Source organism: Gilliamella sp. Pas-s25 (assembly GCF_009795885.1).
In the GTDB taxonomy this organism is placed as follows: domain Bacteria; phylum Pseudomonadota; class Gammaproteobacteria; order Enterobacterales; family Orbaceae; genus Gilliamella.
The window spans coordinates 45,121-56,100 of record NZ_WTEV01000019.1 but is presented as its reverse complement, the minus strand read 5'-3'; the positions used below and the strand labels follow the sequence as shown (position 1 = coordinate 56,100).

Genomic DNA, 10,980 nt, shown 5'->3' with positions numbered 1-10,980 from the left:
TCAACTAGATACGATAAGTTAGAAAGGAATTATGCCAGTATGGTATCACTGGCATTTATGTTAATGTGGCTGCCAATGTATTGTTAATTGATTTATGTACAGCAAAGATCAACAGCCCCTAGGTTATAACATTGATCAAACTATCCTTGAGAAAGAAAAAAGCAATGATAGAGTCTTAATGCCAACGAATAATGTCATGACTTTTTTAGAAGTGCTTAACAACCAATAATTTGTTACTAGTCTACGTTGAGTAATGAATTAGTAATATCTACTATGGATATTATACAACAAAATCAAAGGGGCTAACTTGCTAATGTTGACAAAAAAGTTAATAGCTTAACAAAGATGCCCCAATTTAGCTATTACATATAGCTGGCTTTTTACTGAACATCGACGCTTTGGGGCTCGCTTTCCGCTAGGGCTACATTCTTTGATTGCACCCTCCCATCAAGGATTAAAGACTAAAAATAAAAACTAAGGCGTGGTGCAAAGTCCTGAGTAATGGTAACTTGGGTTATCGCGATCCACAGCACCGCCCATCAACCACACATAGAATCCAAGGTTTCCTGCCGTATCACTTGTCCAGTACCTGAGTGCGAAATCTATACCAGCGTAATCGTATATTTGATCCCACTCGGTGAAAAATCCAGCACCTATTTGACGCTGATAAAAATTATCGCTGCCTGCTGGCGTAGCGCCGATAGCATCTTGACAATACTCGCCAGAGTTTAAACCAGAACAAACTGCGTTAGTCAGGTCTTTGACTTGTGCAAGACGATAACCGAGGCTACGACACCACGCTACTTGATTAGATGCGGTATCACTTTTATCCCCCCGGTTGATGAACCACTTCTGTAATACAAAACCATATTTTACAACTGCATTACCATCACTATCTCTACCGACTAATTCAAATTCTTTAGGCAAATTTGGCTTACTAATTCGACTTGGATTGACATTGTCCTTTTGTGCTCTTGCTTCAGGACCGGTTAAAGTGACTCGTGTTACTACTTCTGGACGGTTAGGAATCCAACTATCGTTTGCTGTTATCCTTGCCACTGTGGCGGTTATTCCCTCATGTGTGACGGGCTTCCATGTCAATTGACTTGGATCAACGCCCCTTATGTCTAAATCAAAATATAATCCATCAGCCCCTGTGGTCGGGAAGTTACTGCCATATAGTAAGGGATTGATTGATTGCGGGATAAAACCTTTATCTGAATCCCATATGGAATCAGGTCCTTTAAAGCTACCTGTGCCATGTTGCAGATTCGGCCTAGCATAGCAAACTGTAGCTGGTAAATTTGGATTGATATAATATGTTGCCGTGCCATAGTCAAAAATGCTGTGGCTTGGTACTCCGTACTGTGTACTTAAACTGCCAGCCATGTTATTTAGCACCATTTTATAAGGCGCTTTGCAAATATCTAAAGCATCACTGCGATCAATTATTTGGTCATTTTTATCGGTAATGCTAACCGATAAACTACCTGTTGCGATAACCCCATTTGTGCCTAACCCATCGCCATCATCATCGCCCCAATAGTGATAACGCGTTACTAAATCACTTAACAATATGAAATTTGTTGATGCTGGTATCATCATGTTAACATTGGCAAGGGTATCCCCTGCATTAGGTAACTTGATTGGGCTTATAGGAGTTGAGGGATTGTTTGATGGTGTGATTTGAGTACCATCCGATAGCCAGATACTAAGCAAATCTTCCGTTGTTGTCACTCTAGTTCTACCCCCATCAAATGTAAAATACGGCGCTGAGCCTTGAATTGTATCGGTGGTTTTGGCAGATAATGCCTGTAAGTTGAATGAATATGACAATAACAATAACGGTGACAACTGCCCAATGAATTTTAATAATAATTTCGATGATAAAAATGAGGTGAGTACGCCCCTCCGTCTAACTTGTTTATTTGGTAAATTTTGGATATAGGGCAGTTGGTGTTTAACCTGTCTCTCCATAACATTTCACCTATCAATTATTTCTCTGTTTTATTTATCTTTTTTACAATTACTCGCTTTTAAAATAAGCTGAATTAATTTTTCCTTTTTGTAAGTATAGCGTTTTAAAAAAAATTGACCATCATTTTGATTAAAAAATTTGCTAATATTGCTTATGAACAACTTTGAAGAATGCTATTTTTTTAGCAAAAAGCCTGAAATTATTGTTAAAAAAAAATTCCAGTTAACTATGGGGTTTGGGGTAAAATTATTTTGGATTCGTCTATTTTTAGCTATTTGAGAAATTAATATTGCGATTCCATTTCACTTTTTTTGAAATTTCTAGTCATTATAAAGGCTATATTGGAGCGGGAAACGAGGTTCGAACTCGCGACCCCGACCTTGGCAAGGTCGTGCTCTACCAACTGAGCTATTCCCGCTTATTGAGGCTCTTCGAAAGAAGTGGTGAGCATTATACAAAAATTTTTGTATCTAGCAACTCTTTTTATTGTTATTTTTTATCTTTCCAACTAAGTGATTCAAAAACACCAAATAAGAACAAACGTAAGACTTTAAATTTGTCTTGTTGTTTTTCTTGATTTGTCATGGTTGAGTGTAACATCCACGCTTGTAAACCATGGGTAACGATAAATGCAATTAAACCAATATTAGCCACTACATTGGCAGGGTGTGGATAAGGATAGATAAGGTTAAATACTAAAAATAACCATACCAATGAATACAAGACTTTTCCTATAAATATGAACATTAATTGCCTTCTCGGATAAATAAATAACAGTGAACTTGTCCGGCCGTTTTTTCGCGATGCAAATGCCAGTGAGTTGGAATATAAGCTGTTAGATTATGATCTATTTCTGTTTCAATATAAATATAAGCCGACGGCTTTAGCCAGTTATTATTCTCAAGCTCGCTAACCGTTTTTACCACCAATGCTTGATGGAATGGTGGGTCGATAAATACAATATCAAATTGTTTTATAGCAGGCTTGTTTAGCCATTGTAAAGTATCAGTATGATAAATGTCGATTATGTCGCTAGCAATAAGCTGTTTATTTTTGTTGAGTAGTTGCACAACTTGTTTATCTTTTTCAAGTAAGGTAACACTTTGTGCTCCTCGTGATGCGGCTTCAAAACCTAACGAACCACTCCCTGAAAAACAGTCTAAACAATTGCTATCGTGTATAATTGGCATTAACCAGTTATACAGGGTTTCTTTGATACGATCTGTTGTTGGGCGCAATCCTTGTTTGTCAAGTACCGACAATTTACGCCCACGCCATTTTCCACCAATAATTCTTATTGAACCATTCATCTTAAATCCTTATATCAGAATAGCTCAGAAGTATTACCTTCTGAATCTGTCACTTTTGTGCCCACTTCTTGGGTTGCATAAGTTGTTGGCTCGGTACCTTTTATAAAGTACTCTGACATGGTGCTAGAGCCGGATTGAGGTAATAACCCCGTTTTTTGATCGATAGTCACCGAAATCACATTTTCAGGTTTGACATCTTCTCTTACCGGTACATCTTTTAGGGCAATTTTCATATAATCCACCCATACTGGATTTGCAGTGACCGCCCCTGCTTCGGCTCGGAAAGTTCGACCTAAATCACGACGGTGATCATCAAATCCCATCCACACAGTTGTGACAATATTACCACCAAATCCAGAAAACCAAACATCTTTAGATGAGTTAGTAGTCCCTGTTTTTCCTCCGACATCTTTTCTGCCCAATGCTTTTACGCGCCATGCCGTACCCTGCCAATTTGAACCACCAAATACAATTGAACGAAGACCATCTTTCATAATAAACGCAATGCCACTATTTACCGTATGCGGTGCATATTTTGGTGTGACATCAATTGTTTTATTATCAAGATTTATATCAGGTAATACGATATCATCATCAGCTTTAAGATTAGCTTGTTCAGGTTCTTCATTATCGGATTCATTTGATTCATTTTCAACATTATCAAGTGATACCGGTGTTGAACCAGCAATGACATCATCATCAGCACAATTGTGACAAGCAATCAGCGGTTGGTGTTGATAAATGGTACCAGTACCACTATTGTATTCTATCTTTTCAATTAAGTATGGTGTAATTAAGTAACCTCCGTTAGTGATAACAGAATACGCTCTTGCCACTTGCAGGGGAGTAAACGAAGCCGAACCTAACGCTAACGATTCGTTATGTGAAATATTCTCTTTTGGGAATCCAAAACGTTCTAAATAATCTGCCGCATAATCTATACCAACGGCACGCAAAGCTCTTACCATCATTACATTTTTAGACATTCCCAGCCCGATTCTTAAGCGTAGTGGTCCTGCATAGGTCGGTGGTGAGTTTTTAGGACGCCATGTTGCACTCCCTGTAGAACGGACGATGGGTGCATCATTGAGCAGTGTTGCCATCGTTAAGCCTTGTTCTAAGGTTGAAGTATAAATAAATGGTTTAATGTTTGAACCTAATTGGCGCAGCGCTTGCGTTGCTCGGTTAAATTTACTCAAATTAAAATCATAACCGCCTACAATTGCTTTGATTGCCCCATTATCTGAATCAAGTGATACCAGTGCGGCATTTACAGCTGGAATTTGTGCTAATTCCCAATTATTTCCCGTTTTTTTAACCCAAATAAGTTGTCCTGATTTAAGAGTATCAGATACTTTTTTAGGAAACGCGCCTTGTCTTGTATCGCTAATAAATGGACGCGCCCATTTCATGTTTGGGTATGTAATAATAATACTGCTTTTATCAGATAATACCGCTGTTGCTTCTTTGTCTGCTGAAGTCATAACAACAGCTGGGCACATGCCGTTATAACACATATATTTATCAAGGGTTTGCTTGATTTGCTCAAGATCCCATGGGGTTTCATTCGGTTGCCATAATACTTTTTCAGCACCACGATAACCATGCCTGATATCATAATCAATAATATGCTTTTGTACTGTTTCTGTTGCAGCTATTTGATCTGTTTTCGAAATAGTTGTATAGACTTTATAGCCATCTGTATAGGCATTTTCGCCAAATTTATCGTACATAAATTGACGTGCCATTTCGGCGACATAAGGCGCTGAAAACTCGATTTGTGGTGAATGATAGCTGGCGCTAAGCGGCTTTTTAATCGCTTCATTATATTCAGCTTGAGTGATATAGGATTGGTCTAACATACGTCCTAATACCCAATTACGTCTAGTTAATGCACGATCTGGATGAGAAATTGGATTGTAAGCTGATGGTGCATTTGGTAAACCAGCTAATAAAGCGGCTTCATCAATGGTTAACTGATCGGGAGTTTTACCAAAAAAAGTATAAGATGCAGCGGCAACACCGTATGCTCTAGAACCGAAGTTAATCATGTTAAGATATAATGCCATGATTTCTTCTTTCGATAGTTCTTTTTCCATACGGATAGCCAAAATAATTTCTTTGGCTTTACGCGATATGCTTTTTTCAGGTGTTAAGAAAAAGTTCTTAGCGACTTGTTGAGTGATGGTACTACCACCTTGAGAAAATCCTTTCTGTTTTAAACCGATATACATTGCCCGAACAATACCAATAGGGTCAATGCCAAAATGTTCATGAAAACGCGCATCTTCTGTTGCAATGACGGCATTAACAACCATTGGTGGAATTTCGTCATATTTCAATGGGGTTCGACGCCGTTCACCAAAAATGGCAATTAACTCACCATCTTTACTTAATACTTGCATTGGCGTCTGTAATCGAACATCTTTTAATGTAGTAACATCCGGCAGATCTTTAGAATAATGAGCATAACCAGCAATGCCAACAATTAAGCCACAAAGAAATAAACCAATGAATAATGTTAGAAGAATTTTTAACACTCTAATTAATATCACAAATTTTTCCTATCTAAATTTTAAGGCAAAAATAATGGCTTCAGAGTTATCTCTGCGCCAAATTTAGTTAACCTATCTTTTGGTAAGGACTTCACATTGACATTAAAAGACAATGCTAATGATTGATCACTTATCCATTAAATCACACCCAAATTGTGTGTATTATCTCCCATATTTAACTTTATTTTAAGCAATTTTTAACAAAATCATGAAATAATTATATTTTCACTCATTAGAGTAAGCATTATGTGGAGCATAAAACTTAGCATATCGAAGTTGCAATTACTGATTTCAACTCTTTTTTATTCCATGCTAATGATGCTTTGTCTAGTCTTGTTTGCTAACACATCCTTAAATTCTTATACCTTTATTATTATAATATTATTAATAATAGAATGGTGGCGTAGTATCTGTTATTTCAACACCATTAAAAACGAATTTGCGCTATTTCACTATATCAATCAAATATATTGGCACAAACAACGCTGGTACTTAATGTATAAACCGCTGATATTGCGTTATGTTATTATCTTGAATTTAAAATCTCGACATGACGGTAAACGCTGTACGCTTTTGTTAATGGCTGATAATCTACAACCTAATGACTGGCGAACATTACGTTTTTACTTAAAACAAATTGAATTCACTTAACGCAACCACCTACTTTATTGAAAATTTTGTCAAAAAAGTGGTTAAACTAATGCGTTTTTTTAATCCAATACTGATAGGGTTGGAATTCTATTTGCGATGACAGTAATTCGTGATCCATATGGCGGCAAAAGCTAGGGACATCGCGAGTTGTAGCAAAATCATCAGCAATAACATAAAGAACTTGCCCTATGGCAAGTTCTCGAATGGTTTTTCTTATTAGCATAATCGGTTCAGGGCAACGCAATCCAAGCGTATTGAGTTCTTTGTCGATAATTATATTCATTTTTAGATATATTTGATAATTATAAAAATAGTTTACTTAAGTAATGAGGCACGGCGTCTTGTGCATTTGAGCCGATTACCTCTAATTCTGGTAATAATTCCTTTAACTCTGAGCTACCGTTTTGCATTATACAGCCTTTACCAGCCACTTTTAGCATTTCGTAGTCATTCATACCATCACCAAAAGCAATACTCTCTTTTAAACTGTAACCTAATTTTTCAACCACTTTTTTTAATGCACTTCCTTTAGACACATTTTCGGCCATCACTTCTAGGCAATTTAAAGTAGAAAAAGCAACGCTAATTTTATTGCCAAATTTTGCATCTAGTCGATTTTTTAGCTGAACCAAATGCGGATAAAGTGCATTGTCCGTGGTAGTAAAATAAATTTTAGCAATATCGTTAGTATCAAAATCAAGTGGGTTAAATAATTGATAAGTAAACTGGGTGTCTCGATAAAATTCTAATGAATATGTATCTTCTTTGTTAATTAACCACTCATCACCACGATATAAATGAGTATAAACTAAAGGATCTTCCATACTCATTTTAGCTATTTCGCTCGCAAGTGATGGTTCAATACTTTGACTAAAAACTAAATGACCTTGGCTATCATGTACTCTTGCGCCATTTGACGTTATCATAAAAGCATCAATTTCCATATTTTCTCGCATTTGAGCAACATCAATGTGGTGTCTACCCGTTGCAAAAACAAAATGAATGCCCTTGTTACGAAGCGCTTGAAGAACCTGTTTTGTGTAAGGCGATAAGCTATGTTCAGGAGTTAATAAAGTACCGTCTAAATCAGAAGCAACAACATGCATAATATTCTCTACTTTTATAATAAATGGTAATAATGACGACTAAAATAATATACTTTAAAACAAGCATTACTTATCAAAGCAAAGGCTAAAACAAGCTAGGATATGATACAACTCTGTTGACATTTACTCAACCAATTGTGGCGTAATAAAAATAACTAACTCACGTTTTTGTTGTTTTTTGCTGTTGTGTTTAAATAAATTGCCAATAATTGGCACATTGCCTACACTAGGAACGTTTCGTTGACCGTTGGTGGTAACTTGTTGAAATATCCCTCCTAATACAACTGTTTCGCCATTTTTTATTTGAACTTGTGTTTTGATTTCTTGCGTATCAATTGCTAGAGCTTCACCACCATCGCTACGTTTTATTGAACGACCAGCCGTATTTTGCGTAATGTGTAAATCTAAAATCATCTGATTATCAGATAATATTTTAGGTGTAACTTCTAATCCCAACACAGCGGGTTTAAATTCAATAGATGTGGCACCATTACCACCACTTGCAACCTCGTAAGGAATTTCAGTACCTTGTTTTATCGAAGCCATATTCTGATTAGCTGCAAGTAAATTCGGGCTAGCAATAATTTCGAGCTGATTTTCAGATTCAAGCGCAGATAACTCTAAATTGAGTAAACTACCCGATAATTTAGCCAAATTAAAACCAGCAGTTGTAGTCGGATAACGAGTACCAAGCCCTATATCAAACTTATCTAATAATTGCGATGATTTCCCTGAATATCCCCATTTAATCCCCAACTCAGCCATACTTTCATCACTCATGGTAACAATGTGCGCTGAAATATGCACTTGAGGCATAGGTTTATCAAGTGTTTTAACTAATCTTTCGATATGAGTAAATTGTTTAGGTAAATCGGTAATGATCAGTGAATTTGTCCGTTTATCAAGCGCAACTTTACCTCGTTGTGATAATAATCCTTGTTGTTGAATCGTTTCGATTAAGGTCGTTGGATCGGCATGATTAACAGCTATAGATATCAAATTAAGCGGTTGCTTTAGTTCTTTTTCTTTTTGTTCTAATTGTTGTTTATACAATAAAACTTCAGGATCTATCGCTTTAGAAACGAACAAAATATTATCGTCAATTTCCGCTTGTAAATTTGCTGAGTCTAATATGATCTTTAGCGCTTTGTGCCAATCAACATTGTTAAGCTTGATAGTTTGTTTTATTGACAAATCATCTGACATAACTAAATTCATCTGCTGACTATCGGCTAATGCTTGTAAGATAATTGCAATATCCGTTTGATAAAATGTCATTGAGATATTTTTTTGCTGTTCGATATTTGAAGATTGATTTATATTTGCATAAGCAGCATTTATGCCAGTTGTTACAAATACAAAAACTATCACAACTAACAAACTTATTTTGGCACTAATTAATCTGCCAATATTTTGATTGAACCACTGATACGCTTGATTTGTGGAATTTTTATTATTCATTTAATGACATTGTCCATGACACAGTATTATGGCAATAATCAGGTAAATCGGCTTGCCACATAATTTTATCATTTTGTAAAGATTGCACAGACCAAGGAAATAAAACATTCGGCATCACATTATCGGTTATTGCTAGCCACTGATTATTTGATGCTAACCAAATCTGCTGATACTGTTGTTCAATTTGTTTCATAAGTCCCTTAAAATGCCAAACTTGAATTTGTTCAAGCAGTAACGCTGTTTGCTCACTGCAAGAAACTGAATAATTTTGTTGAAAAGGATCTCGATCTAAAAGCATACTAGCCTTTAGCTCAAAACAGATAACACACAATAATCCGAAGTACTTATATATACAACGCATCACTCTATGCCCTTTTTAAACAATAAAGTAAACATGATCTGTAACTGCTGTTCTTGTTTGCTGATTTTTAGATTTTGAAAATCAAGAAAATAAAAATCATTTGTCAATGATGAAATTAAATTAATAAAATCGCCAAATTGCCCCTCTAACTCGATATTCCAATTAATCATATTATCCGCTTGATAATGTTTAAAGGAACGTAATGCAAGATGATTTTTCTCGAAAACCTGTGCCAGCTCTTTTTCCGATATCACGCTATATAAAGTATTTTTACTTGCCTGATAACGATTTACTTTTGCCTGTAGCAACTTAGTTTCAGTAATTTTTTGCTGATATAAATTAGCTTTTAGCATGGCTTGTTGCTGGATATCTTTAATAAAAAAGAGATAAACGATAGCAAAAAACGCCAAGCAACATAAAATACAAACCCCATATTGTTGCCAAATTGGACGATAAAAAAAATCACTGTTCATTAAGTTTTATTTCCATTTCAAAAAATAGATTATTTTTATTGGTTGAGATAGTTTTTACTTGGCTATGACTTATATCCTTTAGCATTAACAAACTTTGATTAAAATTAGTCAGCTCAACATAACTAAAACTTTGCCCCTCGATCCTTACTTTTTGTGGTTCATAATAAAAAGATTCAAGCCAAATTACGGAAGGCAGCTGCTTTGAAAGTAATATTAAAGATTGCTGAATTTGTTTTTGGCTTAATGATGGATTAGGCAAATAATTAGATAATTCTTCGGTTAGCGCTTGTGCTATCCCTTGCTGTTGTAACAATTTTTCATCATAATTTTGTCGATCATTTTGTGCTTGGATCCACAAATAACAGAGTACACAACTGATTATGCCAATAAAACCTACAATCGCACCGATCATTTGTCGTTGCTGCTTGGTGTGTTTTTCTTGCCGCCAAGGTAAAAAGTTAACTTTAGTATTTTCAAATCGGCAACCTGCAAATATTAATAGTAGTGCATACTTTTTAAAAAGGTTAATCCAATTTTCAATATAATGACGTTCAACTATTATCACCGTAACTTGTTTTGTTTGCTCATTTAAAACAAAATCAAAAAACACACTTTTAGCTGGCAATTGAAATAATTTATATATGTTTGCTTCAACATACAAAACCAATTCACTGACATTTAGCTTTACATCTGGCAGGGTTAGTTGTTGTACTTGAATCAAATTGCTATCCAAATTAAGCTCAAACTCAGCACGCCCAGAAATTTTTTTTCGTAACCCATCAATAAAAACATCGACATCAGTGACATTTTGGTAATTGAATGTTATTAAAGATTTGCTAGCTGTTGATGTGTTGTTTTGCTTAGCTGTACTTACTATTTTATAACGTAAAGTTGTCGGTTCTACATACATAATGACGCGTTCTTTATTAAAGATCATGATGGAATATCTTCTTCCTTCTGATAACAATGTCACTTCATCATAATCACCTTATTCTAAATAAAAATAGACAAAAGTTATTTTTGAGAACTAATACCCAAAAAATGTTTAAAATTAAATCGAACGAGGTAATTTTTAGAGAAATTTA

Annotated in this window: 11 protein-coding genes, 1 tRNA gene and 1 pseudogene; 2 read left to right on the top strand and 11 right to left on the bottom strand. The window is 35.5% G+C overall.

The features are described from left to right. Nucleotides 1-87: pseudogene (locus GQ593_RS09470) on the top strand (IS5/IS1182 family transposase); the annotation flags it as partial. A gap of 387 nt (nt 88-474) precedes the next feature. On the opposite strand, the gene GQ593_RS09465 reads toward GQ593_RS09470, so the two are convergent. The 5 genes from GQ593_RS09465 to GQ593_RS09445 all read right to left on the bottom strand — a co-directional run bounded on the left by GQ593_RS09465 (nt 475) and on the right by GQ593_RS09445 (nt 5,834). Further along, nucleotides 475-1,977: a hypothetical protein gene (locus tag GQ593_RS09465; RefSeq protein ID WP_160431798.1), complete on the bottom strand. Its 1,503-nt coding sequence runs from the start codon at nt 1,975-1,977 to the stop codon at nt 475-477. Nucleotides 1,978-2,320: 343 nt separating this feature from the next. Then, nucleotides 2,321-2,396, bottom strand: a tRNA-Gly gene (locus tag GQ593_RS09460). A gap of 71 nt (nt 2,397-2,467) precedes the next feature. Beyond that, on the bottom strand, nt 2,468-2,725 hold the full coding sequence (locus GQ593_RS09455) for a DUF1145 domain-containing protein (RefSeq protein WP_160431797.1): 258 nt from the start codon (nt 2,723-2,725) through the stop codon (nt 2,468-2,470). Then, the gene (gene rsmD / locus GQ593_RS09450; RefSeq protein WP_160431796.1) at nt 2,725-3,288 is read right to left on the bottom strand and encodes a 16S rRNA (guanine(966)-N(2))-methyltransferase RsmD; all 564 of its coding nucleotides are present in this window, start codon (nt 3,286-3,288) and stop codon (nt 2,725-2,727) included. Before rsmD ends, GQ593_RS09455 begins: the two co-directional genes overlap by 1 nt. 14 nt (nt 3,289-3,302) lie before the next feature. Beyond that, nucleotides 3,303-5,834 carry a PBP1A family penicillin-binding protein gene (locus GQ593_RS09445; RefSeq protein ID WP_442903605.1) on the bottom strand — a complete coding sequence of 844 codons (2,532 nt, stop codon included), beginning with the start codon at nt 5,832-5,834 and terminating at the stop codon, nt 3,303-3,305. A gap of 255 nt (nt 5,835-6,089) precedes the next feature. On the opposite strand from GQ593_RS09445, the gene GQ593_RS14265 reads away from it, so the two are divergent. Next, entirely contained in the window at nt 6,090-6,494 is a 405-nt protein-coding gene (locus GQ593_RS14265; RefSeq protein WP_160431795.1) for a protein YgfX, read from the top strand. 46 nt (nt 6,495-6,540) lie between these two features. Here the strand turns inward: GQ593_RS14265 and tusA are convergent, their stop codons facing one another. The 6 genes from tusA to GQ593_RS09410 all read right to left on the bottom strand — a co-directional run bounded on the left by tusA (nt 6,541) and on the right by GQ593_RS09410 (nt 10,868). After that, the gene (tusA, locus tag GQ593_RS09435) at nt 6,541-6,777 is read right to left on the bottom strand and encodes a sulfurtransferase TusA (RefSeq protein ID WP_160431794.1); all 237 of its coding nucleotides are present in this window, start codon (nt 6,775-6,777) and stop codon (nt 6,541-6,543) included. 19 nt (nt 6,778-6,796) lie between these two features. After that, nucleotides 6,797-7,603, bottom strand: coding sequence for a Cof-type HAD-IIB family hydrolase (locus tag GQ593_RS09430; protein WP_065638731.1), 807 nt, complete (start codon nt 7,601-7,603; stop codon nt 6,797-6,799). 120 nt (nt 7,604-7,723) lie between these two features. Continuing rightward, complete coding sequence (gene pilQ / locus GQ593_RS09425) at nt 7,724-9,061, bottom strand: type IV pilus secretin PilQ (protein WP_160431793.1); 1,338 nt, start codon at nt 9,059-9,061, stop codon at nt 7,724-7,726. After that, a complete protein-coding gene (locus GQ593_RS09420; protein ID WP_160431792.1) occupies nt 9,054-9,359 on the bottom strand; it encodes a hypothetical protein in 306 nt (101 codons plus the stop codon). Before GQ593_RS09420 ends, pilQ begins: the two co-directional genes overlap by 8 nt. A 62-nt stretch (nt 9,360-9,421) precedes the next feature. Further along, nucleotides 9,422-9,895, bottom strand: coding sequence for a hypothetical protein (locus GQ593_RS09415; RefSeq protein WP_160431791.1), 474 nt, complete (start codon nt 9,893-9,895; stop codon nt 9,422-9,424). Then, nucleotides 9,885-10,868 (bottom strand): PilN domain-containing protein, encoded by a 984-nt coding sequence (locus tag GQ593_RS09410; protein WP_160431790.1) that lies wholly within the window; start codon nt 10,866-10,868, stop codon nt 9,885-9,887. Before GQ593_RS09410 ends, GQ593_RS09415 begins: the two co-directional genes overlap by 11 nt. Between the last annotated feature and the right edge of the window lie 112 nt (nt 10,869-10,980).